The sequence below is a fragment of the Geodermatophilus sp. SYSU D01036 genome (assembly GCF_054050435.1).
In genome coordinates, this window is record NZ_JBJGZJ010000002.1 from 56,334 (window position 1) to 81,707 (window position 25,374).

Consider the following 25,374-nt stretch of genomic DNA (forward strand, 5'->3'; position numbering starts at 1 on the left):
GGTCCAGTGATGATTCCTGGAGCGGACCGGTTAGCGTCCCTGCATGGTCGATCTCGACCTCCACCGCCTGCGGATGCTGCGCGAGCTGGAGGAGCGCGGCACCCTCGCCGCGGTCGCGACGGCGCTGGGCTACACCCCGTCCGCGGTGTCCCAGCAGCTCGCGGTGCTGGAGAGGGAGGCCGGGGTCCGCCTGCTGGAGAGGGTCGGGCGCGGGGTGCGCCTGACCGACGCCGGGCGCCTGCTCGCCCGGCACGCCGGCGTCCTGCTCTCGGCGGCCGAGGCCGCTCGGGCGGACCTGGCGTCGCTGACCGGCGAGGTCCGGGGCACGGTGCGGGCCGGCGGGCTGCAGTCGGCGACCCGCCGCCTGCTCGTCCCGGCGATGACGCGGATGCTGGCCGAGCGCCCGCAGGTGCGGGTCGAGCTCTCCGAGCTGGAGCTGGAGCAGGCGCTGCCCGAGCTGCGGCTGGGCACCCTCGACATGGTCGTCAGCGACGAGTACGACGGCCATCCCCGGCCCCGGCCGGCCGGGCTCCGGTACGAGCTGCTGCACCGGGAGCCGCTGCGGCTGGTGCTGCCGGCCGGGCACCCGGCCGCCGCGCACGGCGGGCCCGTCGCGGTGGCCGCGCTGCGGGACGACGTCTGGGTGGCCGCCGCCGCCGGCACGGGCCACCACGCCCTGGTCGTCGGCACGTGCCGCTCCCTCGGCGGCTACGACCCCGACCTGCGCCACCGGTCCAACGACGCCGACGTCCTGCTCGAGCTCGTGCGCAGCGCGGGGGCCGTGGCGCTCATGCCGGCCCTCACGCTCCCGCCGGCGGACCCGGCCCTGGCCGTGCGCGACGTCGCCGAGACCGTCGTCGGCCGCCGGCTGACGGTGCTCACCCGGGACCAGCCCCCGGCCCCGGCGCTCGGTGCCTTCCTGGCCGCCGTCAGGACCCAGGCGCGCGGGCTGGCGGCCGGGCCGGGACCGGGGGAGCGCGACCGGGGGCGATGACTCCGGGGGTGGTCGCCGGTCTCCCCTCGCAGCCGGCCGACCGCACCCCAGGAGGGCACCGTGACCGCCACCTACACCTTCGACGTCTTCTCCACCCTCGACGGCTTCGGCTCCTACGGCGAGGACGGCGACTGGGGCGGCTACTGGGGCAAGGAGGGCCCGGAGTTCCTCGACCACCGCCTCGCGGAGTACCGCGCGGAGCAGCGGCTGGTCCTCGGGGCCGCCACCTTCCGGGAGTTCGTGCAGTTCCTGGACCCGGCCCGGGTCACCGACCCGCTCAACACCCGGATGCGGACCATGCCGACGACGGTCGTGTCGACGACGCTGCAGGCCCCCCTCGACTGGCCGGACGCGACCCTCGAGCACGGGGACGCCGTCGACGTCGTCGCCCGGCTCAAGGAGGAGTCCGAGGTGCCGCTGCGCTCGCACGGCAGCCTGTCGATGAACCGGGCGCTGATGGCCGCCGGCCTGGTCGACCGCGTGCAGGTGACGGTCTTCCCCGTGATCACCGGGAGGACCGGGACGGCGCCGGTCTTCGGGGGCGCGGCCGACTTCGACCTCGAGCTGATCGGGAGCCGGACGTTCGACGGCCGCATCCAGGAGCTGGTCTACCGGCCCACCCTGCACGGCTGAGTGGACCGTGCGGTGAACCCGTCGTCCGGCGTGCCCGCCGCCCGGTCCCGCGGGTCCTGGCGCCCGCGCGGATAGGGTCCGAGGTCCGGGCCGGGTCCACGGCTCGTCGACAGTGGCCGCCGGATCGCGCCGGGCGGCCGTCGCGGGGGTCCAGCGTGGTTCTGCTGCTCGTGTTCGCCGGCCTGTTCGGGCTGGCGATCGGGTCGTTCCTCAACGTCGTCGTGCACCGGGTGCCGGCCGGGCTGTCCGTCGTCGCGCCGCCGTCGCGCTGCCCGGTGTGCGAGAACCCGATCCGGGCCCGGCACAACGTCCCGGTGCTCGGCTGGCTGGTCCTGCGGGGGCGGTGCGCGGACTGCGGGACGCCGATCGCGCCGCGCTACCCCCTGGTCGAGCTGCTCACCGGCGTCCTGTTCGTGCTGGTGACCTGGCGGTTGGCCGAGCTGGACGAGCCGGCCGCGCTCCCCGCCTGGCTCGTGTTCACCGCCCTCGGCGTCGCGCTGGCGTTCATCGACCTGGACACCCGGCGGCTGCCGAACGCGCTGGTCCTCCCGGCCTACCCGGTGCTCGGCGTCCTGCTCACGGGCGCCGCCGCCGTCTCCGGCGACTGGGAGGCGCTGCTCCGGGCGGGGCTGGGCGCCGGGGCGCTGTTCGGCGCGTTCCTGCTGATGGCGCTCGCCTATCCGGGCGGGATGGGGATGGGCGACGTCAAGCTCGCCGGTGTGCTCGGCCTGGTGCTGGGCTGGTTCTCGTGGGCCGCGGTGGTCGTCGGGGCGTTCGCCGGCTTCTTCCTGGGCGCGGTCGTCGGCGTCGTCGTCATGGCCGCCGGGCCGCACGGACGCAAGACCGCCGTCCCGTTCGGGCCGTTCATGATCGCGGGCGCGCTGCTCGGGCTGTGGATCGCGGACCCGGTGGCGGACCTGCTGCTGCGCAGGTGACCCGGGTCAGACCCGCTGCGGGACCTCGGGCGACCGGCGCGGCGCCGGCACGACCGGCCGGGCCGAGCCGGGCGGGTGCTGCGTCAACCCGAGACGGACGGCGGTCATGACGGCCTCGGCGCGCGAGCGGACGCCGAGCTTCTCGTAGACGCGGGACACGTAGGTCTTCGCCGTCGACGGGCTGATGAACAGCTCGGCGGCCAGCCCCGGGATCGACCGGCCGGCGACCAGGAGGTCGAGCACCTCGCGCTCGCGGGCGCTGAGGTCGGTGCCGCTCGGGACGGCCGCCTCGCGCTGACGGCGGAGCGCCGCGGCCAGGCCGGCGGCGGTGAAGGAGGTCGCGGCGACCGCGGCGTGGCGCACGGCGGCGACCACCTCCACCACCGGCGCCGTCTTGGGGACGTAGGCGGAGACGCCGGTCTCGAAGGCGTCGAGCAGGACGGCGTCATCGGAGGTGGCGGTCAGCAGCACGATGCCGAGGTCGTCGAACCGCTCGCGCAGTTCGCGGGCCAGGGCCATCCCGTGCTCCTCGCCCGCATCGAGGCCGATGACCACGACGTCGGGCAGCAGGGTGGCCGCGAACCGCACGGCCTGGTCGGCGGACGCCGTCTCGCCGACGACCTCGAGCCCGTCCTGCTCCTCGATCAGGTGGCGGATGCCCCATCTGGTGACCGGGTGGCTCTCGACCACCACGACGCGTGCGCCCATAGCGCGTTCCCCGTTCTGTGCCCCCGTGTACAGACCGCGCCGCTCGTCGACTCCGAGGAGAGACACGTTGCGCACAATTTGTAACGGGCAGCAAGGGGCCGGGTCAATGCCAGGTGTCGCCCAGACGGGGGAGGGCGCTTGGGCAGGACTGCACCAGCCGGCTCCACGACGGGACATCCGCTGTACTGCACAGCGTACCGAGATCGCAACGCACTGTAGTCGACCACGCCGTGTCAGGGCCGTGGTGTCCACCGAACGGCCGACAGCTGTCCACCGGTCGTCGTCCGGATCAGGACCGAACGTCCGTCCCGCCGGCCTCCTGACCACCGCATTCTCCTCTCGGCAACCGCACGACCACACAGCGCGGTTACGGCGACGAGGAGGTGACGGCGATGGCCCTGGCGTTCGGTCTCGACGAGCGCGACGTGGCGACGTTCTCCGCCGCCCTCCGCCTGCCGGTGCTGCTGCTCGACGACCTCGCCGCCGTCGTGGGCGCAGCCCGCCACGACCGCGACCTGCGCCTGGTCGTCCTCGGCCCGTCGCTCGCCGCCGCGGACGTGCTGCGCTGCGCCGCCGAGGTGCGCGCCGCCCGCCCCGGGGCGGTCGTCGTCCTCCTGCGGACGGCGCTGAACCGGCTGGAGCGGCACGTCGTCGGCAGCGCCGGCGTCGACGCCGTCCTCCCGGCAACCGACATGGCCGCCGCGGCACGCAGCTGCCTCGAGTTCCTCGCGGCCCGCGCCGCGTGGGGGAGCGGCCGCGTGGTCACCGTGCACGCCGGCAAGGGGGGCTGCGGGACGACGACGGTGGCGGTCAACCTCGCCGTCGCGCTGGCCCGGGACACCGGGCAGCGGGTCTGCCTCGTCGACCTCGACCTCCGCTCCGGGGACGTCGGCGTGACGGTGGGCCTCGAGCCGCACCGGACGCTGGCCTCGGCGCGGGCCGCGGGTGACCTCCTGGACGCCGTGGTCACGCCGCTGGAGTCGGGCCTGGACTGCGTGCTCGCGCCGCCCTTGCCCGCGGATGCCCAGCGCCTCGACGTCGGGCTGGTCGAGTCCGTGCTCGACGCGCTGACCCCGCGCTACGACGTCGTCGTCGTCGACACGCCCCCGGTCGTGACCCGGCTCGTCATGTCGGCCCTGGACCGGTCCGAGCACCACGTCCTGGTGACGACGCCCGAGCGCCCGGCGCTGCTGGGCCTGCGGCGGACGCTCGACACCCTCGACCTGCTCGGCCACCGGCGCGACGTCCGGTCGGTGGTCTTCAACCGCTCGGACTCGCGCGTCGGTCTCACCGCCGCGGACGCCGAGCGCATGCTCCGCGCGCCGATCGCGGCCCACGTGCCGTCGAGCCGGGACGTCGCGGCCTCGATCAACTCCTGCCGGCCGTTGACGGCCGCGAGCCCCGACCACCCGGTCAGCTCGGCCGTCCGGCACCTGGCCCGGACACGGCTCGCTCCCCCGATCGCCGTGCCGCGACTCCCGGCAGGGGGCGCCGTGACGTGATGCGCGCCTGAGCCGCGCCGGTCCGCCCTCCGGCGGCCCGGCAGGCACCGGAACCAGCACCACCCGCACCACCGCCGGCCTCAACGGGGGCGCCGGCGTCATCCACCCGGCGGCCGACCGGCCGTCGACCTCCACGAGGAGAACGCAGTGCTCGCCTACATCCGCAACGCCCGCAAGAACGACGAGGGCTTCACCCTCATCGAGCTCCTGATGGTCATCGTCATCCTCGGCGTCCTGGCCGGCATCGTCGTCTTCGCGGTCGGCGGCATCAACGACCGCGGTGAGCAGGCCGCGTGCGACGCCGACCTCCGGACCGTCCAGACCGCTGTCGAGGCCTACTACGCCAACCCGGCGGGCGGTGACGGCAGCTACCCGACCGCGCTCGGCGACCTGGTTCCGGAGTACCTGCGCTCCGTCCCCACCACCGTGGCGCTCGGTGCTGACGGGGCCGTCACCAGCACCTGCTGACCCAGGCTCCGACTGGGGGAGGGCCGCCGGTGCCCGGCGGCCCTCCCCACCTGAATTCCACACGCCCAATCGGATCCTCCAAGGGGAGCACCGTGCTCACGCACATCACCGGAAGCCGCGTCGACGGCCTGCTCGAGGAGCTCTGGAACGCCGGCGGCACCGACCTGCTGCTCACCGCCGGCAGCCCGCCGCGGATCCGGGTGCACGGCGACCTCCACCCCGTCCACGGCGCCCGGCCGCTGACCGCCGACGACACCGAGGCGCTCGTCGCGGAGCTCCTGACCCCGGCCCAGTCCACGGCCTTCGCCGCGCAGCAGGACTACGACTTCTCGTTCAGCTGGCGCGACGCCGCCCGCATCCGTGGCAACGCGTTCACCCAGCGCGACCAGGTGGCGCTCGCGCTGCGGATGATCCCCCGCGAGGTGCCGAGCCTCGACGCGCTCGGCCTCCCCCCCGTCCTGGGCGACCTCGCGACGAGGCACCAGGGCCTCGTCCTGGTCACCGGCCCCACCGGCTCCGGCAAGTCGACGACGCTGGCCGCCCTCGTCGACCGGATCAACAGCCAGCGGGCCTGCCACATCCTCACCATCGAGGACCCGATCGAGTACGTGCACGACCACAAGCGCTCGCTGGTCAGCCAGCGCGAGGTCGGCACCGACACCCCGTCGTTCCCCGATGCGCTGCGCGCGGCGCTCCGCGAGGACCCCGACGTCGTGCTGGTCGGCGAGATGCGCGACCTGGACTCCATCCGTTTCGCGCTCACCATCGCGGAGACCGGCCACCTCGTCCTCGCGACCCTGCACACCAACGACACCGCGCAGTCGCTGTCCCGGATGATCGACGTCTTCCCCGGTGACCAGCAGGCGCAGATCCGCGTCCAGCTCGCCGCCGCGCTCACCGCGGTCGTGTACCAGCGGCTGGTCCCGCGGACCACGGGCGGCATGGTCGCCGCCTACGAGGTGCTCGTCGCGACCTCCGCGGCGCGCAACCTCATCAAGGAGGGCAAGACCCACCAGCTGCGCAACGTGCTGGTCACCGGTCAGCGCGAGGGCATGGTGACGCTCGAGCAGTCGCTGTCCGAGCTCGTCCGGACCGGTGCGGTCCGGTACGAGGACGCGGTGCCGCGCAGCCTCTACCCCAAGGAGATCGACGTGCCCCGGATGCACGGGAGCGTGGCCTGATGCGGTTCGGACGGCACGCATCGGCGGCCGAGGACGAGGTCGTCGTCCCCGTCGAGGACCGGCCGGCCCCCGCGGAGTCCTCGGTGCACCAGGGCGGCCGCCGTCTCGGTGAGGTCCTCGTGGAGAGCGGGCTGGTCAGTCGGGCCGACGTCCTCGCCGCACTGGACAAGAAGCGCAAGGGCGCGCCGCAGCGGCTGGGCCGGCTGCTCATCGACAGCGGCGCGCTCTCCGAGCGGGACCTCACCGCTGCCCTCGCCCGGCAGAACTCGCTGCAGGTGGTCGACCTGCGGGACCTGACGCCGGCGCCCGAGGCCCTGGCGTTGATGTCCGACAGCACGGCGCACCGGCTGCAGGCACTGCCGATCGGGTTCTCCGGCGACTCCGTCACGGTCGCGGTGGCGGACGGCTCGGCGGCCACCGCGGCCGCGGTCGAGGAGGCCCTCCAGCGCCCGGTGGTCCTCCGCCTGGCCGCCCAGTCCGAGCTGCGCCGCGCGATCGACAGCAGCTACCGGGCCCTCGCCCACCTCGAGGACCAGGTCAAGGTGTTCGAGGCGCGCGACGCCGTCCGCCGCGACGCGGTCCGGGCCGAGACCGAGGCCGTCGCCGACGACGCCCCGGTCGTCCAGGTCGTCGACAAGATCCTCACCCAGGCGCTGCGCGACCGCGCCTCCGACGTGCACGTCGAGCCGCAGGAGGAGCGGGTGCGCGTGCGCTACCGCATCGACGGCGCGCTGCACGACGTCCTCGAGCTGCCCGGCTCCATGGGCCCCGCGCTCACCAGCCGCATCAAGATCATGGCCGGGATGAACATCGTCGAGCGGCGCCGGCCGCAGGACGGCCAGATCACCACCTCGATCGAGGACCGCGACGTCGACATCCGCGTCTCCACGGTGTCCGTGGTCGGCGGCGAGAAGGTGGTCATGCGGGTGCTCGACAAGAGCCGCCCGCTGTTCGACCTCGGCCGGCTCGGCATGCCCGAGGAGATGGTCGAGCGCTACCGCGCCCAGATCCACTCCCCGTACGGCATGGTCGTCTGCTCCGGCCCGACCGGGAGCGGCAAGACGACCACGCTCTACGGCTCGCTCGGGGAGCTGAACAGCCCCGACCGCAACATCATGACGATCGAGGACCCGGTCGAGTACACCTTCCCGTCGATCAACCAGATCCAGATCAACGAGCAGGCCGGGGTCACCTTCGCCAACGGCCTGCGGGCCATCCTGCGGCAGGACCCGGACGTCATCCTCGTCGGGGAGATCCGCGACGCCGAGACCGCCCGGATCGCCGTCCAGTCCGCCCTCACCGGTCACTTCGTGCTCTCGTCGGTGCACGCCACCGACACGGTCTCGGCCCTGTTCCGGCTGGTCGACATGGGCATCGAGACGTTCCTCGTGGCCTCCTCGGTGACCACCGTGCTCGCCCAGCGGCTCGTGCGCCGGGTGTGCGGCTACTGCCAGGCGGCCCACGCCCCGACGCGGGAGGAGGTCGCCTTCCTCGAGTCCCTCTCGCCGGGGGTCAGCGAGGACGCGGTCTGGGTGCGCGGCACGGGCTGCACCTTCTGCGCGCAGACCGGCTACCTGGACCGCGTCGGCGTCTACGAGATGATGCCGATCACGTCCCGCATCCGGGAGATGGTGGTCGACCGGTCGCCGCACGACGACGTCCGGAAGACCGCTCGCGCCGAGGGCATGAACACCCTCGTCGAGCAGGCCGCCCAGCTCGTCCGCGCCGGCGTCACGACGACGTCCGAGGTCATGCGCTCCGTCTACGTGGTGGGAGGCTGACGTGCCCACGTTCACCTACTCGGCGACCTCGCCCACCGGCGAGCTGACCCGCGGGAAGTACAAGGCCGCCAGCCAGGAGGCGGCCGAGCTCGCGCTGTACGAGCAGGAGCTCCGCAACATCCGCGTCGCGGAGAGCAAGAGCTTCCTCAAGATGGAGCTCACCGCCCCCCGGGTGAAGCGTGAGGAGGTCATGCACCTCTCCCGCCAGCTCGGTGCCTTCCTCCGCGCCGGCCTGCCGGTGGTCGAGGCGGTGCGGCTCATCGGGGAGGAGGCCTCGAACAGCTCCGTCAAGCGGGTGATGACCGAGGTGGAGGTGGGGCTGCGCGGCGGCGACACGCTGTCGGACTGCTTCGACCGCCACCCCAAGGTCTTCCCGGAGTTCTACCGGGGGATCCTGCGGTCCGCCGAGCTCACCGGCCGACTCGACACCGTGCTCAGCCAGCTGGCCGAGTACCTGGACAAGGACCTGGCCACCCGGCGCAAGATCAAGTCCGCGGCGCTGTACCCCTCCGTGATCGCCGGGATGGCCGTCGTCACCGTGGCGATCCTGGCCGGCTGGGTGCTCCCGCGCTTCAAGGAGTTCTTCGCGTCGCTGGACGCGGAGCTGCCGCTGCCCACCCGCATGCTGCTCGCGGTCACCGACTTCCTCCTGGGGTACTGGTGGGCGCTGCTCGGCGGGCTGGTGGCGCTGGTCCTGGTCGTCGTCCTCGTCCTGCGGACCCAGCGGGGCAAGTACGGCAGGGACCGGCTGCTCCTCTCCGTCCCGGTGCTGGGCAACACCATCCAGTTCGTCCTCGTCGAGCGCTTCTGCCGGATCCTCTCGGCGATGGTCGGCGCCGGGGTGTCCCTCCCCGAGGCGCTGCGGGTGGCGTCGGACTCCCTGCGCAACAGGGTCTACATCCGGTCCCTGTCCTCGGTCGGCGAGGCCATGCTCCGCGGCGAGGGCCTGGCCGGTCCGCTGGCGGCCACGGGACGCTTCCCGGGCACGGCGACCCAGATGATCCGGGTCGGCGAGGAGACCGGGACGCTCGACGCGCAGCTGGAGTCCACGGCCGAGTACTACGAGGGCGAGCTGACCTTCAAGATCGACAAGCTGACCTCACTCTTCGAGCCGGCCGTCCTCGTCGCCATGGGGCTCGTCGTGGGCTTCGTCGCGGTGGCCCTCGTGTCGGCGATGTACGGGATCTACAACCAGGTGCAGGTCTGACGTGTCCCTCCGCACGGACGACCGAGGCGAGACCCTCCTCGAGCTCCTCGTCGCCACGGTGATCCTCGGGATCACGGGGGTGGCGGTCCTGACGGGGCTCATGACCACGGTCACGGTCTCGGACGCGCACCGCAAGCAGGCCACAGCCGGCGCCGCGGTCAAGGACTACGCCGAGAACCTCAGCCGCCACGTCGCGGCCAGTGACGCCCACTACGTGGAGTGTGCAGCGGCCGGGGCCTCGTCCCCCTACCAGCCGGTCTCCGTGGGCTACGCGGCCCCGGCCGGCTACTCGGCGAGCGTGTCCGCGGTCCAGTACTGGAACCCGATGAGCCGCACGTTCACCGCCGACTGCTCCTCGGCCGGCATGGAGCGCGTGACCCTCCAGGTCTCCAGCAGCGACGGGAGAGCCACCGAGCGGCTGGTCATCGTGGTCCGCAAGGCGTGCGGGGCCGGGTCGGCATGCTGAGGACGAGGCGGGACGCCGAGGCGGGGTTCACGCTCGTCGAACTGCTGATGGCGATCGTCATCCTCGGCATCGTCGCCGTTCCCCTGGCGAACGTCGTCATCGGCTACTTCAAGACCACCGGCGTCACGGCCGCCCGGATGAACGAGTCGCACGACGCGCAGATCGCCGCGGCCTACTTCGCGCAGGACGTCCAGGCGGTCGGGGTGCGCGACTACGTCGCCTTCGGCACCCGCGAGGACCCCTTCGCCCTGAAGCGGTCGGTGCAGACGAACGTCGCCGCGACCGGCGGTGACTTCCCCTGCGGGGTCGCCGAGACGCCCGACGCCGTCCTGCGGCTGGCCTGGGACGTCTTCCCGTCGGCCGGGGCGGCCACCCCGGCCGGCCAGACGCGGGTCTCCTACGTCGTGGAGGGCACGGAGCTGCACCGGATCGTCTGCACGACCTCGGCCACCCCCGCATCGGACACGGTCGTCGCGCACAACCTCGTCGACCCCGCCACGGCCGCCGCGCTCGGCGTCGACCAGTGGGACCTGAGCTGCGCCGACCCCGCGGGTACGCCGCTCGCCTCGTGCGAGGGAGCGGGCAGCGCCGTGCCCAGCACCATCACCCTGACGTTCACCGTCCGTGACCCCAACAGCCGGCCGGGCACCACCTACGCCGTCACCCTGACCGGCCACCGGAGGCAGTCGTGACCACCCCCCGGCGGCGCCGACCCGCCGTCTCGGACGACTCGGGGGCCACGCTCGTGCTGGCCCTCGTCATCGTCACCGTCGTCGCCGTCCTGGTCAGCGGGCTGCTGACCTTCGCCGACACGAGCGTGCGCGCGACGGTCAGCCTCCGTGACCAGGCCGCGGCCGCCGCCACGGCGGACGGAGCGGCGCAGGCGGCGATCAACGAGCTGCGGACGAGCGGCAGCAACAACGCCACCACTGCCGCCCAGTGCTTCCAGGCAGCCGACGGCACCTGGTCCGAGGCCACCCGCGTCTTCTCCGACCTCGTGCCCGGCAGCACGGGCAAGCCGGCCAACTCGGCGCGCGTCGAGTGCAGCATCGACAAGTCGACCGGCGCTTCCGGCGACCTCGTCCCGATCACCGCCGCCAACAGGCCCGGCAACGCCATCCTGACGCTGAGCACCAACCCGGCCGAGGTCGGCCTGCAGGTGCAGGCGAACAGCACCTCGATCCCCTTCAGCGTCAAGGGCGGGATCATCTCGAACTCGAGCATCGCCGTGACCAACGGGTCGCTCCAGACGACGACCTACGCCTACGGCGGCACCACCTGCACCGGCACGATCGTCAGCAACCCGCCGGTGCAGTGCCCCCGCGGCGGCCTCCCGGGCGACCCGAACTACGCGCCCGACACCACGACCGTCCCCGCGTACCGCGCGGTGCCGACCAACGCGGCGAGCAACTGTCCCGGCAAGGTGGTCACCTTCCAGCCCGGCTACTACGACGACGCCTACGCGCTGTCCGACCTCATGAGCGGCAACGGCGCGTGCAAGGACAGCGTCTGGTGGTTCAAGCCCGGCGTGTACTACTTCGACTTCAAGAACGCCTCGGGGGCCGTTCCGGGCATGGGCGGGTCGACCGACGAGTGGTTGATCAGGGACGGCCAGCTCATCGCCGGTACGCCGGTCGACGCGGCCGGCTCCCCGATGACCACCCCTGTCAACCCGATGTCCGTCCCGGGGGCGTGTCAGAACCCCATCACCTCGACGTCCGCCCAGGGCGTGCAGTTCATCTTCGGCGGGGACAGCCGGTTGCGGGTGGCCAACGACGCCGACGTCGAGATCTGCGGCACCTACTCGGCCACCAAGCCCCCGCTGGCGGTGTACGGGGTGAAGTCGGGGTCCGCGACCCAGACCGTCGTCCCGGACGCGGTGGCCCAGACGGTGACCGCCACCGGTTACACGGTCCCGGGGGGCGACCTGAGGTCGGCACTCGCCACCACCGGGGGCACCGCCGTGTCCTGGACCGGGGCGAGGAACGACACCGGGACCCTGCAGCTGTCGAACCTCCTCCCGGCGCCGGCCATCCCGGCCGGCTCGATCCTCAACTCCGCGAGGCTCCGGATCGTGTACGGCGCCTCCGTGAAGGCGACGAGGACGGTGACCGTCACGCCGTCGTCCGGGGCAGCGGCCGGGACCCCCTTCGACGTCTCCCCGAGCGGCGCGGCCCTGCCCGCGGGGACGCAGACCGTGGACCTGACCGCGGGGCTGGCCGCCACGGTGCACTCGGGTGGCCTGGCCGGTCTCGCCCTGTCCTACAAGTCGAAGCTCGGAGACCCCGGGACGGAGTCGATCGACGCCGTCTACCTGGACCTGACGTACACGCAACCCGCCTTCCGGGGGCAGAGCGGGTGCATCACCGCCGTCTACACCGGCGGGTCGGGCGGCCAGTGCGCGGTCATCTCCACGCCGGAGTCCTACTCCGGACGCTTCTACATCCAGGGCACGACGTACACGCCGTTGGCACCCATCGACATCGCGCTCAGCAACATCACCGAGCAGGTGCTGCGCTTCGGCGTGATCTCCCGTGTCCTCTGGCTCAAGGAGACCGGGTCGATCAGCTACTCGGGCCCGGTGATCGAGATCCCCGACGACTCGCCCGGCTACGGGCCCGGCGGGACGGTCTTCTTCCTCACCGTCTTCGTGTGTCACGAGGCGCCCGCGTGCTCGACCGGCGGGGACCGGTCGATCGTCGCGCGTGTCTACGCCCACGACACCGCCGGCTCACCCACCGCAGCGGGAAACCACAGACAGATGATCGTCCAGAGCTGGGACGTCATCCGCTGACGAGCGACGGGGGCCGGGTCTCACCCGTCCGGGTGAGACCCGGCCCCCGTCGCGTGGAATCGCTGCAGTCGAGGTCCCGGTCCGCCGACATGGCTCCTGAGCCGCCGCACCCCGCGCCGGCCAGGAGAGAGGCGACCCAGTCGTGAACCCGTTCAGGCACGCCACGGTCCAGGGCATCGAGGTCGAGCTGCCGTCCGGCGCCGTCCGCCGGTACGAGGACCGCTTCGATCTGTCCCCCGCCGACGACGGCGGCTGGGAACTCTCGGCCCACACCTTCACGTGGGACCGCGACGGCACCGGCTCGGTCGTCGTCCGCGAGACCGTGCGGGAGTGGGCCCTCGCCGACCCGGCCGACGCCGTCGCCGCGGTCGAGACCGAGCCGGCCGGGACCGAGCAGCGCGACGTCTCCGTCTTCCGCGCCTCGGGCCTGCTGCGCCTGGAGACCTACCTGCTCCTCGACGCCGCCGTCTGGGACCCGCTGTACCAGGGCTGGGACCCCGCCGAGGGCTTGGAGCTGCGCCGGGCCGGCTGACCGCCCGCCGGGACGCGACCGGAGCCCCGCGCCACCACCGGGTGGCGCGGGGCTCCGGCGCGTGCACGGCGGGCCGCTCCATCGAGTTTCCTCGAGGTCAGGACGGGGGCCGCACGACCCGGTAGTTCAGGAGCACGATCCCGGAGGGGAAGGGCCGGCACTGGATCAACCGCAGCTTCGTGCTCGCGGTCATCGTGCCGAAGAAGGGCACGCCGTCCCCGAGGACGACGGGGACGACGGAGACGCCCAGCTCGTCGACGAGGCCGAGCTCCAGCAGCTGGGTGACCAGCCGCCCGCCACCGAAGACGCAGATGTCCTTCCCGGGGTCGATCCGGGACCGCACGGTGTCGATCAGCTCGGTCAGGTCGCCGGCGTACGCGCGCGTGTTCCGGCCGGTCGGCAGGTCGGCGTCGTGAGTGACCACCCAGGTCGGGACGGCGCCGATCCCGGCGGTGCCCATCTCCCGGTACGTGTTCGCGCCGACGACGTAGGCGCCGGTGCGGGCCTCGGTCTCCGCGAAGCCGTAGTCCTCACCGGGGGCCATGGCGTCGTTGAGCCACGCGAGGTCCCCGGACCTCGACTGGATGAAGCCGTCCAGGCTGGCCGCCATCCCGGCGAAGACCGTCGCCATGCCGGACGAGCGTAGGCCGGGACGGCACGTGGCCCCAGGCGCTGCTCCGCCGCGCGCGGCTCCTCAGCCCGCCGTGTCGCCCTCCGCGGTGTACGGGCAGCCCGGCCAGTACGCCCACTCCTCGAAGTCCGCGACCCGGCCGTCGTCGGCGAAGCGCAGCACCCACAGGTCCCGGTACTCCTGGACCGGGTCGGCGTAGCGCACCTCCAGCCGGACCACCGCGTCCCGCCCCTCGACGGCGACCGGCTCGGCGGTCACCGTGAACGCCCGGCCCTCGTCCTCCCGCCAGAACGCCCGGATCGCCGCGTGGCCGACCTCCGACGGCTCGTAGGGGGAGCGCCGGTACCGGGCGTCGTCGGTGAACAGCCGGGCGACCCCGGCCACGTCCCCCTCCCGCCACGCGCGCTCGTACCCGGCCACCCACTGCACCACCCCGGCGCGGTCCACGCGGCCACGCTGCCACGTCTACCGGGGCCGGCGGGGGTTCCCGCCGCCGTGCCGATCGCGCGACGATCGCCGACTCCGGACCGCCGAGGAGGGGCGCCATGACCGACACCGCTGCTGTGACGAGGACCGGCTACGCCCCGGTCGACGGACTGGAGATGTACTTCGAGGTCCACGGGCCCGCGAGGGAGCCGGCCGCCGGCCCGGTCCTCCTCCTGCACGGCGCGTACATGTCGGCCGGCGACCTCGGGCCGCTGGTGAGCGCCCTGGCCGTCACCCGGGAGGTCGTCGTCCCGGACCTGCAGGCGCACGGCCGGACGGCGGACGTCGACCGCCCGATCACTTACGAGGGCCTGGCCGACGACGCCGCGGCCCTCCTCGCCCACCTCGGCATCGAGCGCGCCGACGTCCTGGGTTTCAGCATGGGCGGCGCCGCGGCGCTGCAGGTGGCCGTCCGCCACCCGGGCGCGGTCCGGACGCTGGTCGTCGTGTCGGCGTCGCACTCCAGCGAGGGGATGCAGCCGGAACTGCTGGAGATGATCCCGACCATCACGCCGGAGGCGTTCGCCGGCACCCCGATGGAGGAGGGCTACCGGGCGCTCGCGCCCGACCCCGACCACTTCCCGGTCCTCGTCCAGAAGCTCAAGACGCTCGACGAGACCCCCTTCGACTGGCCCGCCGAGGACATCCGCGGGATCACCGCGCCCACCCTGGTCGTCGCCGGGGACGCCGACGCCGTCCGGGTCGAGTCCGCGGTCGAGCTCTTCCGCCTCCTCGGCGGCGGCGCGATGGGCGACCTGGCCGGCCTCCCACGAGCGCGCCTGGCGGTCCTGCCGGGGACCACCCACTTCATGCCGCCGGGCAGCGGCGTCCTCGACCGCCTGGACTGGCTTCTCCCGATGGTCGTCGCCCTGTTCGACGAGCCGCCGGGAGGGCCGGCCTGAGCCCGGCCCGGTCAGTCGTCGACGAGGACGACCTCGTACTGGTCCGCGGTGGGCGGCAGTCCGGTGTCGAAGTGCGTGTTCACGACGGCGAGCCGGCCGTCGTACCGGATGGCGGTCGCCGGGATCCGGAAGAGGTCGCTGGTGACGACGTCCCGGACCGACCCGGACGTCAGGTCCCCGCTCAGCCGCACCTCGGTCACCTGGCCGAGAGGGTTCTCCTCGGTGCTGCCCTGCACCGCCCACAGCCGCCGGCCCTGCACCTCGATGCCGTCGACCCCGGGCACGGTCACCCCCGCGACCGGGGCACTGTCGCCGGTTGCCGGGTCCACCGTGTACAGCTCGCCGTTGGCCGAGTGGGCGACGACGAGCGTCCTGCCACCCCGGACGGCGGCGATGCCGTTGAGGTTGAACTCGCCGCTCGTGTCCGCCGCCGGTCCCCGCAGGGGCAGTGTGCGGAACCCGCCCGGGTTCCCGTGGTGGTCGATCGGCACGTGGTACAGGACCCCGTGCCTGCTGTCGGTGAACCACGCGCCCGTCCGGGTGACGACGACGTCGTTGACCAGCGTGGTGGGGATCATGACGTCCATGGGGGACGGCGGCGCGAACTGGTACTCCGCGACCGTCTTCCCGGTGTGCAGGTCGTACACGTACGCCTGTCCGGTGAAGCCCCCTGCCACGTAGAGCAGGCCGTGCCGGAGGTCGGTGTCCATGCCGACCGCCCACCGGCCCTCCGGAGCGTCGATGAACAGCTCGGCGGTCCCCTTCTCCAGGTCGCCGCGGAAGACGTCGCCGGCGAACAGGTCGCCCGCGTAGAACGTGTCACCCCTGCCCGCCGCGATCCCCTCGGCCGAGGTCGCGCCCGGCAGGACGATCACCTCCGGCCAGGACGCCGCCGCGGACGGGACGGTCGTGACCGTCAGGGCGACCACGCCGGTCACCAGCACCGCCGCTCGCAGGTGGCCGGTCGTCCTCCGCGTCGTCGGCACGGCTTCCTCCGGTGGGCGTCGTCGGTCGGGAGGTCGTTCCCCCGTCCGGTCCACGGTGGCCCGCCTGCCGCGTGCGGGACAGGGCCGAACGCCCCGGGACGGGGTCGCGGTCAGGCGAGGGCGAACAGCACGGCGCCGGCGGCGAACAGGGGCAGGGACACGAGCAGGAAGACGCCCACGCCGGTCAGTACCCCACCGGGGGAGCCGTGGTCGTCGAGGTCGGGCCGCCGGCCGTGCTCGTGGTCGTGGGCCCGGGTGAACACCGCGCCGCTGGTCAGGCCGACGAGGCCGGCGAGCACGAGCAGGACCAGCGCGAACCCCTGCAGGAAGCTGCCGTCCCCGAGCAGGGTCCACAGCGCCGCGACGGCCAGTGCCACGGCCGCCGCGAGCAGCACCATGACCAGCGCCTGGCGCAGGCCCCGGAGGACGACGCCCACGGGCTGACGGTAGCTCCGTCAGGCACGGCACGGGTCCTCCGCGGCGCGGGCGGCTGGACGCGGTGGGGCCCGCTGACCCTCGGCGCCGCTCTGCCGGACGCGGGGTCCGAGGTGCTGCGCCCCCGGCCGACGCTGGGGGCCGACGACCGCCAGCCGCTCAGTCGTCGACCGCCCGGCGGTGGCTCGGGCTGTCCGGGGCCAGGAGCGAGTGCTTCCGCCCGTAGGTGAAGTAGACGACCAGCCCGATAAGCAGCCAGACCCCGAAGCGGGCCCAGGTCTCCCACGGCAGCTGCCAGATGAGGAACAGCGACGCGAGCACCCCGAACGCCGGGACGACGGGCATGAGCGGCAACCGGAACGGCCGCGGCGTCTCCGGCCGCGTGTAGCGGAACAGGATGACGGCGACGCAGACCACGATGAACGCCGACAGGATGCCGATGTTCGTCAGGTCCGCGACGGCGCGGATCGGGAAGACGCCGGCCAGCAGGACCGCCCCCGCGCCGGCGATCCAGGTGACCCGTTGCGGCGTACCGGTGCGGTCGACCTTCGCGAACCACGGCGGGAGCAGCCCGTCCCGGCTCATCGAGAACCACACGCGGGTGACGCCGAGCAGGAAGGTCAGCATCACGGTCAGGATGGACAGCACGGCGAAGACGGAGATGATGCTGGCGACCACCGGCAGGCCCACGCTCTCGAAGGCCGAGGCGAAGCCGGCGGTCGGGTCGATGTCCCGGTAGTCCTGCATCCCGGTGAGCACCAGCGTCGCGGCGACGTAGAGCAGCATCGCGATGACCAGCGACAGGATGATCGCCTTCGGCATGTGCCGCTTGCCGTCCTCGGCCTCCTCGGCGGCGGTGCTCATGGCGTCGTAGCCGAAGACGGCGAAGAAGACGGTGGCCGCGCCGGTGAGCACCGGGCCGAAGCCGGACGGCAGGAAGGGGTCGTAGTTCCCCGCCTCGACGTAGAAGACGCCCAGCCCGATGATGCCGAGGATCAGCAGGATCTTGATGCCCACGGCCACCAGCTCGAACCGGCCGAAGGTCCTCGTGCCGCGGCTGAGGATGAACGTGACCAGCAGGCAGATCAGGACGGCGGGGACGTTGACGACGCCGCCCTCCTCGGCGGAGGCGGTGAGCGACGTCGGCAGGGTGAGCCCGAGGTTGTCGAGCAGTTCCCCGAGGTAGCCGGAGATGCCGATCGCCACGACGGCGACGATGGCGATGTACTCCAGGAGCAGGTCCCAGCCGATGAACCACCCGATGACCTCGCCGAGGGCCACGTAGCCGTAGGTGTAGGCGGACCCGGCCCGCGGGATCATGCCGGCGAACTCGGCGTAGGACAGCGCCGCTGCCGCGGAGGCCAGGCCCGCGATCAGGAAGGCGACGAGCACGGCCGGCCCGACGGGCTCGTTGTCGGCGTCGCCGGCGGCCACGAGCCCCGCGAGGGAGAAGATCCCGACGCCGATGATGCCGCCGACCCCGATCGCGGTCAGCTGCCACAGCCCGAGGCTGCGGGTGAGCCGGCCGCCCGCGCTGTGCTCCTCGAGGTCCTCCATCCGGTCGACCGGCATGCGCCGCCAGATCGAGTGCCCGTCACCGGTCATGGGTCCCCCTTCGTCGGCTCACCGAGGGTCCCGCTGCGGCACCGGTCGCGCAGAGCGGAGCGCGAGCCCCTTGTCGGCGGGGACCGCCGGCGAGCACCGTGACGGGGAGCGACGCGGGAGGCGTGATGCCGAAGCGACTGGTCGTGTGCTGCGACGGCACCTGGAACACCCCGGACCAGGTGGCCGAGGGCCGGCCGTGCCCGACCAACGTCACCAAGCTCGCCCTGGAGGTCGCCCCGGCCGGCGACGACGGGTTGCGGCAGTGCGTCTACTACCTGCGCGGGGTCGGCACCGCCCGCGGCGAGCGGTACCGCGGCGGCGCGTTCGGCGTGGGGCTGTCCCGCGCCGTCAAGGACGCCTACCGGACGATCGTCGACAACTACGACCCCGGCGACGAGCTGTGGTTCTTCGGGTTCAGCCGCGGCGCGTTCACCGCCCGCAGCACCGCCGGGTTCGTCCGCACCGCCGGGGTGCTCGAGCGCCGCCACGCCGGCCGGCTCGACGAGGCCTACGAGCTGTACCGGTGCCGGGAGGCCCATCCCCGCGGCACCGAGGCCGAGCTGTTCCGGCGCTCCTACTCCCACGAGCCCGACGTCCACTTCATCGGCGTCTGGGACACCGTGGGCGCGCTCGGGCTGCCGGTGCGCGGGCTCGGCTTCGTCAACCGCCGGTGGGCGTTCCACGACACGACGCTGAGCTCGAAGGTGCGCAACGCATTCCAGGCGCTGGCCGTGGACGAGACCCGCCGCGCCTTCCGGCCCACGCTGTGGGAGCCGCGCGAGGGCGACGCCCGCCCGGAGGGCCAGCGGCTGGAGCAGGTCTGGTTCTCCGGCGTGCACTGCGGCGTCGGCGGCGGCTACCGCGACACCTCGCTGTCCGACGTCGCGCTGCTGTGGATGGTGGACCGGGCCCGCGAGTGCGGCCTGGCGTTCCACCGCGACGCCTTCGCGCCGCCCCCGCCCGGCGGGGCCCCGGACGACAACCGGCCGCGCCCGGTGCCCGACCCGCTCGGCGAGCTGCGCGACTCCCGCACCGGCCTCTACCGGCTGCTGCCGCGGTACCACCGGTCGATCGGCGTGGGCCACCCGCGCACCGAGAGGCTGGCCTCGACCGCCGTCCGCCGGTACCTGCAGGACGAGCGCTACCGCCCGCCCGGCGTCGCCGCGTTCCTCGCCCGCGGCGGCCCGCGCACCGAGGTCGACGCCGGCCGGCGCTCAGCGGGCGGACGCCCGCTGCCACTCCCGCGGACTCATCCCGAAGGCCTCGCGGAACCGGCGGGCGAAGTGGCTGGGGTCGGCGAAGCCGCAGGCACGGGCGGTCGCGGCGATGGACCGCTGCCGCCCGGCGGGTGAGGTCAGGCGGGTCCGCGCCGCCTCCAGCCGCCGGGCGATGACCTCCTGCTCGAGGCTGGCGCCGGCCGCGGCGAAGGCCTTGTAGAGCTGCCGGACCGAGACGCCGTGCGCCCGGGCGACGGCGGCCGGGGTGAGGCCCGGGTCGGTGAGGTGCCGGGCGACGTACGCCCGCACCCGGGTCACCAGCGTGTCCTCCCGCACCGGCGGGCCGTGCCGGTCGTCCCCGGCCGCGGACACCACGAGCGCGCGGACCAGCTCGACCGTGGCCGCGCCGAGCGCGGCGGCTCCGGGGTCGGCCGACAGCGCCGCGGCGTCGTCGGCGATCCGCTGCAGGTGCGCGCGCACCAGCCCGTGCAGCGCGCTGGACCGCAGCCGCGGCGCCGCCCGGCGGACGACGTCGACCGGCAGGCCGAGCCGGTCGAGGGGGACCAGCAGCGCGCGGGACCCGCCGCCGGTCGCGCAGGCGAACCCGTGGGGCGCGGTCATGTCGACCAGCATCAGGTCCCCGCCCTCGACGAGCTGCTCGTGGCCGAGCTGGTCGAACTCGCCGCGGCCGCGGTGCTGGAAGGCCAGCGCCACCAGCGGGACGTCGTCGCGGGCGACGTGCCGCCGGGTGCGGACCATGCGGAAGCGGGTCGCGTCGGTGGCCAGCAGCACCGCCGTCCCGTACGGGAACGCGTGCACGCGCGCCTGCACCTCCGCGGGGTCCTCGCGGTGCTCGACGCGGCAGGCCGCCGACGCCTCCTGCACGGCGACGCGGAAGGCCTCGGCGCGGTCGGCGCGGGGGAGCGGGGTGGTGTCGAAGAGCAGCATCGCGCCGTCCCTGGGCGTCGGCAGCGGACGTCCCCCGTGGACGCCGAGCCTGGCAGAGCCGGGCCGCTCCCGGAACCCGCACGGATGCAGGCAGGGACCGCAGCCGTGCACGCAGGGACCGTTCGCCGGCCGGGTCCGCTGCCAGGCTCGCGCTGACCGGCCACCACCCCGAGGGAGCGACCGTGACCACGCCACCAGCACCTCGCACCGCACCGAGCACCACCGCACCGGGCACCACCGCGCCGGACACCATCGTCCTGATCCACGGCTTCTGGGTGACCCCGCGCAGCTGGGAGCACTGGAAGACGCACTACGAGCAGCGCGGCTTCCGCGTGCTCACCCCGACCTACCCCGGCTTCGAGGGCGAGGTCGAGGCGCTGACCGCCGACCCGACGCCGATCGCCGAGGTCACGCTGCCGGCCATCGTCGAGCACCTGTCCGCGCTGGTCCGCGGGCTGGACCGTCCGCCGGTGCTCATGGGCCACTCCGCCGGCGGGACGTTCACGCAGCTGCTGCTCGACCGCGGCCTGGGCGCGGTGGGCGTGGTGTTCAACTCGGCGCCGACCGAGGGCGTGAAGGTGGTGCCGCTGTCGCAGCTGCGCTCCACCTGGACGGTGCTCAGGAACCCCGCCAACCGGCACCGCGCCGTCGGGCTGACCGAGGAGCAGTGGCACTACGCCTTCGCCAACACGTTCCCCGAGGACGAGTCGCGGGCGCTGTACCGGCGGTACCACATCCCGGCGTCGGGCCGGATCCTGTGGAACTCCGTGCTGGCCAACCTCATGCCCGGCCCGCAGGACGCGCACGTCGACTACGGCAACGAGGCGCGGCCGCCGCTGCTGTTCGTCTCCGGCGGCGAGGACCACCTCATGCCGCCGTCGGTGCAGCGGTCGAACGCGGCGCACTACCGCGCCGACACGGTGACCGAGGTGCGCGAGTACCCCGGCTACCCCCACCTGCTGCCCGCCTCACCGGGCTGGGAGGCGATCGCCGACGAGTCCCTCGACTGGGCGCTCGCCCACGCGACGGGACCGCGTCGGCAGGTCGCCGGCGCGCAGTGACGCGCACCCGGGGTGCCCGCCGACGTCCGACCCGTTCCTGCTGGCCAGAGGCGGCTCCGGCGGCGATCATGGCGTGATGACGGTCACCGCGATGCCGGCACGGGCCCGCTGGGTGTGGGACGCACGCGACCGGACGCGCGCGGTCCGCGTCTCCGCGCACCCGGCGCAGGGCCTGGTCAACCTGAGCATCTGGCGCGACGACGCGTGCGTCGGCACCGTCAAGCTCCGGCCCGACGAGGTGGCCGGCCTGGTGTCCGGGCTGACCGAGAGCCTCGCCGAGCTCGCGGTGACGCCGCCGCCCGCCCCGGCGGCCCCGGCCACGGTCACCGAGCTGGAGACGCGGCTGGCCGCCGTCGAGTCGCGGCTCGAGGCGCCGCGTCCGACCTCCGGCCGGCTGGTGCAGACCGTGCTGCGGCGCGTGCAGGACCGCCTGCGGCGCTGACCGGGTCAGCGCCGCAACGCCGCGTCCAGCGCGGCCACGAGCCGGCTCGTCCGGTTCCCGCCCGACGGAGCGGCCGGGTAGCGCCGGAGCACCGCGACCAGGCCGGGCGTCGCCCGCTGCCGCGCCCGCTCGATCCACTCGGCTCCCACCGCCTCGTCGCCACCGGCGGCCAGCTCCGCCGCCCGTGCCGCGGACGCCGCCGCCCCCAGGACGTGCCGCACCTGCGTCGCCCGCGCCAGCGGGTGCAGGTAGGCCGCGGCCGCTGCGGAACCGGCCGCGCGCGCCGCCTCGCGCGCGGCCCCGGGCGGAGCCTCCGCCGCGGCCCGGTGCGCCGCCAGGGCGGTCGTCCGCTGCAGCACCGTCCGGGCGGCCCCGCCGGCGAAGGCCTCCGCCGCCTCGACCGCCGTCCGCGGTCGCCCGTCGCCCGGGCGCTCCGCCTCGAACAGCGCCAGGACCTCCCGGGCGCACCCGGCCGCGTAGCGGGCGACCAGGCGGATGTCCTGCAGGCTCAGCTCGACCTCCCCGGGCACCGGGGCAGGGTCGCAGACGACGGCCCCGGACCGGCGCCGTCCGTACATTCGAGGGGGTGACCGTCACCCCCGGCGTCTCCGTCGCCCTCAGCACCCGCTTCGTCACCGCCCTGCCGGAGATGGCGGTGCCGTGGCGGGCCGTGGAGACGCCCGACCCGCGGCTGCTGGTGCTCAACGAGCCGCTGGCCGCGGAGCTCGGCCTGGACCCCGAGGCGCTGCGCGGTCCCGCGGGCGTCGGGCTGCTCACCGGCACCGTCGTGCCCGAGGGTGCCCGGCCGGTCGCGCAGGCCTACGCCGGCCACCAGTTCGGCTACTACAACCCGCGGCTGGGCGACGGCCGGGCGCTGCTGCTGGGCGAGCTCCCCGGCGCCGACGGCCGGCCGGTCGACCTGCACCTCAAGGGCTCGGGCGCCACGCCGTTCTCCCGCGGCGGCGACGGGCTGGCCGCCGTCGGGCCGATGCTGCGCGAGTACGTCGTCAGCGAGGCGGTGCACGCCCTCGGCATCCCCACCACCCGCGCGCTCGCCGTCGTCGCCACCGGGCGGCCGGTGCGCCGGGAGACCCTGCTGCCCGGCGCCGTCCTCGCCCGGGTGGCCGCCAGCCACCTGCGGGTGGGCAGCGCGCAGTACGCCCGCGCCACCGGCGACGACGACCTGCTGCGCCGGCTCGCCGACGAGGCGATCGACCGCCACCACCCGGCAGCCGCCGACGCCGGCAACCGGTACCTCGCGCTGTACGAGGCCGTCGTCGCCGCCCAGGCGGACCTGGTGGCGCGCTGGGCGCTCGTCGGCTTCGTGCACGGTGTGATGAACACCGACAACGTGACGCTGTCCGGCGAGACGATCGACTACGGGCCGTGCGCGTTCCTCGAGGCCTACGACCCCGACACCTGGTTCAGCTCGGTGGACGAGGGCGGGCGCTACCGGTACGGCAACCAGCCCCTGGCTGCCGAGTGGGACCTCGCCCGGCTGGCCGAGGCGCTGCTGCCGCTGTTCGCCGACGAGCAGGAGCAGGCGGTCGCGCTCGCCGTCGAGGCGCTCGGCGGCTTCCGCCCGCGGTACGAGGCGGCGCTGCTGGCCGGGTGGCGGGCCAAGCTCGGCCTGCCCGCCGGGCTGGACGACGAGGTCGCCCGGCCGCTGGTCGGCGACTGGCTGGCGCTGCTGCAGGCGAACCGGGTCGACCTGACCTCCTCGGTGCGGACGCTGTCGGCGGCCGCGCGCGGCGACGCCGAGCCGGTCCGCGAGCTGGTCCTCGACCTGGCCGGGATCGACACCTGGCTCGGGCGGTGGCGGGCCCTGGCGCCGGACGCGGACGCCATGGACCGCGTCAACCCCGTGTACGTCCCGCGCAACCACCTCGTCGAGGAGGCGCTGGCCGCGGCCACCGCCGGCGACCTCGGCCCGGTCGAGCGGCTGGTCGAGGTGGTCCGGCGCCCGTTCGACGAGCGGCCCGGCCTGGAGCGCTACGCCGCGCCCGGCCCCGAGGGCCCGTTCGTCACGTTCTGCGGCACCTGACCCCGCAGGTCGAGCTCCCAGCGCCGGCAGCGGAACGGGCGCCCGGCGAACTCGACGTCGACCTCCCCGCGGTCGGCGAAGCCGAGGGAGGCGCACAGCCGGTTGGAGGCCGCGTTGCCGACCGACGGCAGCGCCGTCACCGTGCCCCACCGCTGCGCGGCCCCCGGTAGGCCGAGCAGCAGCCGGACGGCGGTCCGCGCCACCCCGCGGCCGCGGTGGTCCGGGTGCACCACCCACCCGATCTCGGCGCCGGCGGGGTCGTGGCCGACCAGGGAGACGTTCCCTGCGGGCACCCACCCGGCCGCCGTCGCGACCTCCGCGACGACGACCCACGCCCGTCCCGCCGCGGTCTCGGCCACCTCCCGGGCGTGCCCGGCGCGGATCCGGCCGGCCGGCAGCGGGCCGCCGAGGTCGCGCATCGTCGCGGCGTCCCCGCGCAGCGCCAGGTACAGGTCGACGTCGCCGACGGCGACCGGGCGGATCCGGACGTCCCCGTCCCCGGCCGTGAGCACCTCCGTGGGCACCTGCGCATCCTCCCGTCCCTTGTCCCACCGGGCGCGGCGGGTCGATGCTGCGGCATGGCGTCCAAGAAACGGTCCGGCCCCTCCGTCGAGGAGGCACCCAGGTCCACCCGCAAGGTCGACCCCGCGTACTACGAGAAGGAGATGACCCGCCTCCAGGTGGAGCTGGTCAAGCAGCAGGAGTACATCCGCGCGACGGGCCTGCGGGTCGTCGTCCTGTTCGAGGGCCGCGACGCCGCCGGCAAGGGCGGCGCGATCCAGCGCATCACCGAGTCGGTCAACCCGCGGGCCACCCGGGTGGTGGCCCTGCCGGCGCCGACCGAGCGCGAGCGCGGGCAGTGGTACTTCCAGCGCTACGTGGAGCACCTGCCCACCCGCGGCGAGATGGTCCTGTTCGACCGGTCCTGGTACAACCGCGCCGGCGTCGAGCGGGTCATGGGCTTCTGCACCGACCAGGAGTACGAGGAGTTCCTGCGCTCCTGCCCCGAGTTCGAGCGGATGCTCGTCCGCAGCGGGATCACCGTGCTCAAGTACTGGTTCTCGGTGAGCGACACCGAGCAGGAGAAGCGGTTCCAGGCGCGGCTGCGCGACCCGGCCAAGCGCTGGAAGCTCAGCCCGATGGACCTCGAGGCGCGCAACCGCTGGGTCGACTTCTCCAAGGCCAAGGACGCCATGTTCGCGGCCACGGACATCCCCGAGGCGCCGTGGTGGGTGGTCGAGGCCGACGTCAAGACGCGCGCCCGCCTCAACGTCATCAGCCACCTGCTCGGCCAGGTGCCCTACGAGGACCTCACCCCCGAGCCGCCGGTGCTGCCGCCGCGGCCGCCGAACGACGAGGAGTACGTGCGCCCGCTCATCGACACCCAGCGCTTCGTCCCCGACGTCGTCCCCTGAC

Annotated in this window: 26 protein-coding genes and 1 pseudogene; 18 read left to right on the forward strand and 9 right to left on the reverse strand. The window is 74.2% G+C overall.

Annotated elements, in window-relative coordinates; genetic code table 11:
• Positions 1–43 precede the first annotated feature (43 nt).
• The 3 genes from ACI8AR_RS02690 to ACI8AR_RS02700 all read left to right on the forward strand — a co-directional run bounded on the left by ACI8AR_RS02690 (position 44) and on the right by ACI8AR_RS02700 (position 2,562).
• Complete coding sequence (locus ACI8AR_RS02690; RefSeq protein ID WP_457049605.1) at positions 44–994, forward strand: LysR family transcriptional regulator; 951 nt, start codon at positions 44–46, stop codon at positions 992–994.
• Positions 995–1,054: 60 nt separating this feature from the next.
• Complete coding sequence (locus ACI8AR_RS02695) at positions 1,055–1,627, forward strand: dihydrofolate reductase family protein (RefSeq protein ID WP_457049606.1); 573 nt, start codon at positions 1,055–1,057, stop codon at positions 1,625–1,627.
• Positions 1,628–1,782: 155 nt separating this feature from the next.
• Complete coding sequence (locus ACI8AR_RS02700; protein ID WP_457049607.1) at positions 1,783–2,562, forward strand: prepilin peptidase; 780 nt, start codon at positions 1,783–1,785, stop codon at positions 2,560–2,562.
• A gap of 6 nt (positions 2,563–2,568) precedes the next feature.
• Here ACI8AR_RS02700 and ACI8AR_RS02705 read toward each other — a convergent pair whose 3' ends face one another.
• A complete protein-coding gene (locus tag ACI8AR_RS02705) occupies positions 2,569–3,270 on the reverse strand; it encodes a response regulator transcription factor (RefSeq protein WP_457049608.1) in 702 nt (233 codons plus the stop codon).
• 392 nt (positions 3,271–3,662) lie between these two features.
• Between ACI8AR_RS02705 and ACI8AR_RS02710 the strand changes: the two genes are divergently transcribed.
• The 9 genes from ACI8AR_RS02710 (at position 3,663) to ACI8AR_RS02750 (ending at position 13,201) form a co-directional block, all read left to right on the forward strand.
• Complete coding sequence (locus ACI8AR_RS02710) at positions 3,663–4,772, forward strand: AAA family ATPase (protein ID WP_457049609.1); 1,110 nt, start codon at positions 3,663–3,665, stop codon at positions 4,770–4,772.
• Between the two features lie 147 nt (positions 4,773–4,919).
• A complete protein-coding gene (locus ACI8AR_RS02715; protein WP_457049610.1) occupies positions 4,920–5,240 on the forward strand; it encodes a competence type IV pilus major pilin ComGC in 321 nt (106 codons plus the stop codon).
• A 92-nt stretch (positions 5,241–5,332) separates the two neighbouring features.
• Positions 5,333–6,421, forward strand: a complete 1,089-nt coding sequence (locus tag ACI8AR_RS02720; RefSeq protein WP_457049611.1) for a type IV pilus twitching motility protein PilT — start codon at positions 5,333–5,335, stop codon at positions 6,419–6,421.
• Positions 6,421–8,202, forward strand: coding sequence for a GspE/PulE family protein (locus ACI8AR_RS02725; protein WP_457049612.1), 1,782 nt, complete (start codon positions 6,421–6,423; stop codon positions 8,200–8,202). The genes ACI8AR_RS02720 and ACI8AR_RS02725 overlap by 1 nt, the downstream gene beginning before the upstream one ends.
• Position 8,203: 1 nt before the next feature.
• Entirely contained in the window at positions 8,204–9,409 is a 1,206-nt protein-coding gene (locus ACI8AR_RS02730; RefSeq protein ID WP_457049613.1) for a type II secretion system F family protein, read from the forward strand.
• Position 9,410: 1 nt separating this feature from the next.
• Positions 9,411–9,875: a PulJ/GspJ family protein gene (locus tag ACI8AR_RS02735; RefSeq protein WP_457049614.1), complete on the forward strand. Its 465-nt coding sequence runs from the start codon at positions 9,411–9,413 to the stop codon at positions 9,873–9,875.
• The gene (locus tag ACI8AR_RS02740) at positions 9,869–10,567 is read left to right on the forward strand and encodes a PulJ/GspJ family protein (RefSeq protein ID WP_457049615.1); all 699 of its coding nucleotides are present in this window, start codon (positions 9,869–9,871) and stop codon (positions 10,565–10,567) included. Before ACI8AR_RS02735 ends, ACI8AR_RS02740 begins: the two co-directional genes overlap by 7 nt.
• A complete protein-coding gene (locus ACI8AR_RS02745; RefSeq protein WP_457049616.1) occupies positions 10,564–12,669 on the forward strand; it encodes a hypothetical protein in 2,106 nt (701 codons plus the stop codon). The genes ACI8AR_RS02740 and ACI8AR_RS02745 overlap by 4 nt, the downstream gene beginning before the upstream one ends.
• Before the next feature lie 142 nt (positions 12,670–12,811).
• The gene (locus tag ACI8AR_RS02750; protein ID WP_457049617.1) at positions 12,812–13,201 is read left to right on the forward strand and encodes a hypothetical protein; all 390 of its coding nucleotides are present in this window, start codon (positions 12,812–12,814) and stop codon (positions 13,199–13,201) included.
• Between the two features lie 97 nt (positions 13,202–13,298).
• Here the strand turns inward: ACI8AR_RS02750 and ACI8AR_RS02755 are convergent, their stop codons facing one another.
• Positions 13,299–13,832: a dihydrofolate reductase family protein gene (locus tag ACI8AR_RS02755; RefSeq protein WP_456936477.1), complete on the reverse strand. Its 534-nt coding sequence runs from the start codon at positions 13,830–13,832 to the stop codon at positions 13,299–13,301.
• A gap of 63 nt (positions 13,833–13,895) precedes the next feature.
• Positions 13,896–14,279, reverse strand: a complete 384-nt coding sequence (locus tag ACI8AR_RS02760; protein WP_457049618.1) for a YybH family protein — start codon at positions 14,277–14,279, stop codon at positions 13,896–13,898.
• 98 nt (positions 14,280–14,377) lie between these two features.
• Here ACI8AR_RS02760 and ACI8AR_RS02765 point away from each other — a divergent pair, with 98 nt between their 5' ends.
• Entirely contained in the window at positions 14,378–15,220 is an 843-nt protein-coding gene (locus ACI8AR_RS02765; RefSeq protein ID WP_457049619.1) for an alpha/beta fold hydrolase, read from the forward strand.
• Positions 15,221–15,231: 11 nt separating this feature from the next.
• Here the strand turns inward: ACI8AR_RS02765 and ACI8AR_RS02770 are convergent, their stop codons facing one another.
• The 3 genes from ACI8AR_RS02770 to ACI8AR_RS02780 form a co-directional block, all read right to left on the reverse strand.
• Positions 15,232–16,206, reverse strand: coding sequence for a hypothetical protein (locus ACI8AR_RS02770; protein WP_457049620.1), 975 nt, complete (start codon positions 16,204–16,206; stop codon positions 15,232–15,234).
• A gap of 110 nt (positions 16,207–16,316) precedes the next feature.
• A complete protein-coding gene (locus ACI8AR_RS02775) occupies positions 16,317–16,643 on the reverse strand; it encodes a hypothetical protein (protein ID WP_457049621.1) in 327 nt (108 codons plus the stop codon).
• Positions 16,644–16,800: 157 nt separating this feature from the next.
• Entirely contained in the window at positions 16,801–18,246 is a 1,446-nt protein-coding gene (locus ACI8AR_RS02780) for an amino acid permease (RefSeq protein ID WP_457049622.1), read from the reverse strand.
• 125 nt (positions 18,247–18,371) lie between these two features.
• Here ACI8AR_RS02780 and ACI8AR_RS02785 point away from each other — a divergent pair, with 125 nt between their 5' ends.
• The gene (locus tag ACI8AR_RS02785; protein ID WP_457049623.1) at positions 18,372–19,598 is read left to right on the forward strand and encodes a DUF2235 domain-containing protein; all 1,227 of its coding nucleotides are present in this window, start codon (positions 18,372–18,374) and stop codon (positions 19,596–19,598) included.
• Here ACI8AR_RS02785 and ACI8AR_RS02790 read toward each other — a convergent pair.
• Positions 19,524–20,411: pseudogene (locus ACI8AR_RS02790) on the reverse strand (AraC-like ligand-binding domain-containing protein); the annotation flags it as partial. The gene ACI8AR_RS02785 and the pseudogene ACI8AR_RS02790 sit on opposite strands and share 75 nt — an antisense overlap.
• A 182-nt stretch (positions 20,412–20,593) precedes the next feature.
• Here ACI8AR_RS02790 and ACI8AR_RS02795 point away from each other — a divergent pair.
• Both ACI8AR_RS02795 and ACI8AR_RS02800 read left to right on the forward strand, forming a co-directional pair.
• Entirely contained in the window at positions 20,594–21,472 is an 879-nt protein-coding gene (locus ACI8AR_RS02795; RefSeq protein ID WP_457049624.1) for an alpha/beta hydrolase, read from the forward strand.
• A 76-nt stretch (positions 21,473–21,548) separates the two neighbouring features.
• Positions 21,549–21,914, forward strand: coding sequence for a hypothetical protein (locus tag ACI8AR_RS02800; RefSeq protein ID WP_457049625.1), 366 nt, complete (start codon positions 21,549–21,551; stop codon positions 21,912–21,914).
• A 5-nt stretch (positions 21,915–21,919) separates the two neighbouring features.
• On the opposite strand, the gene ACI8AR_RS02805 is transcribed toward ACI8AR_RS02800, so the two are convergent.
• Entirely contained in the window at positions 21,920–22,444 is a 525-nt protein-coding gene (locus tag ACI8AR_RS02805; protein ID WP_457049626.1) for a putative immunity protein, read from the reverse strand.
• A 56-nt stretch (positions 22,445–22,500) separates the two neighbouring features.
• Here ACI8AR_RS02805 and ACI8AR_RS02810 point away from each other — a divergent pair, with 56 nt between their 5' ends.
• Positions 22,501–23,958 carry a protein adenylyltransferase SelO gene (locus ACI8AR_RS02810; RefSeq protein ID WP_457049627.1) on the forward strand — a complete coding sequence of 486 codons (1,458 nt, stop codon included), beginning with the start codon at positions 22,501–22,503 and terminating at the stop codon, positions 23,956–23,958.
• On the opposite strand, the gene ACI8AR_RS02815 is transcribed toward ACI8AR_RS02810, so the two are convergent.
• On the reverse strand, positions 23,907–24,482 hold the full coding sequence (locus tag ACI8AR_RS02815) for a GNAT family N-acetyltransferase (RefSeq protein ID WP_457049628.1): 576 nt from the start codon (positions 24,480–24,482) through the stop codon (positions 23,907–23,909). The genes ACI8AR_RS02810 and ACI8AR_RS02815 overlap by 52 nt on opposite strands.
• A 54-nt stretch (positions 24,483–24,536) precedes the next feature.
• Here ACI8AR_RS02815 and ppk2 point away from each other — a divergent pair, with 54 nt between their 5' ends.
• A complete protein-coding gene (gene ppk2 / locus ACI8AR_RS02820; protein WP_457049629.1) occupies positions 24,537–25,373 on the forward strand; it encodes a polyphosphate kinase 2 in 837 nt (278 codons plus the stop codon).
• Position 25,374 lies beyond the last annotated feature (1 nt).

Excerpts from the sequence above, each read along its gene's own strand:
- ACI8AR_RS02690 (WP_457049605.1), top strand. The coding sequence starts at position 44 with ATGGTCGATCTCGACCTCCACCGCCTGCGGATGCTGCGCGAGCTGGAG.
- ACI8AR_RS02705 (WP_457049608.1), bottom strand. The coding sequence starts at position 3,270 with ATGGGCGCACGCGTCGTGGTGGTCGAGAGCCACCCGGTCACCAGATGG.
- ACI8AR_RS02710 (WP_457049609.1), top strand. The coding sequence starts at position 3,663 with ATGGCCCTGGCGTTCGGTCTCGACGAGCGCGACGTGGCGACGTTCTCC.
- ACI8AR_RS02725 (WP_457049612.1), top strand. The coding sequence starts at position 6,421 with ATGCGGTTCGGACGGCACGCATCGGCGGCCGAGGACGAGGTCGTCGTC.
- ACI8AR_RS02740 (WP_457049615.1), top strand. The coding sequence starts at position 9,869 with ATGCTGAGGACGAGGCGGGACGCCGAGGCGGGGTTCACGCTCGTCGAA.
- ACI8AR_RS02755 (WP_456936477.1), bottom strand. The coding sequence starts at position 13,832 with ATGGCGACGGTCTTCGCCGGGATGGCGGCCAGCCTGGACGGCTTCATC.
- ACI8AR_RS02765 (WP_457049619.1), top strand. The coding sequence starts at position 14,378 with ATGACCGACACCGCTGCTGTGACGAGGACCGGCTACGCCCCGGTCGAC.
- ACI8AR_RS02780 (WP_457049622.1), bottom strand. The coding sequence starts at position 18,246 with ATGACCGGTGACGGGCACTCGATCTGGCGGCGCATGCCGGTCGACCGG.
- ACI8AR_RS02785 (WP_457049623.1), top strand. The coding sequence starts at position 18,372 with ATGCCGAAGCGACTGGTCGTGTGCTGCGACGGCACCTGGAACACCCCG.
- ACI8AR_RS02800 (WP_457049625.1), top strand. The coding sequence starts at position 21,549 with ATGACGGTCACCGCGATGCCGGCACGGGCCCGCTGGGTGTGGGACGCA.
- ppk2 (WP_457049629.1), top strand. The coding sequence starts at position 24,537 with ATGGCGTCCAAGAAACGGTCCGGCCCCTCCGTCGAGGAGGCACCCAGG.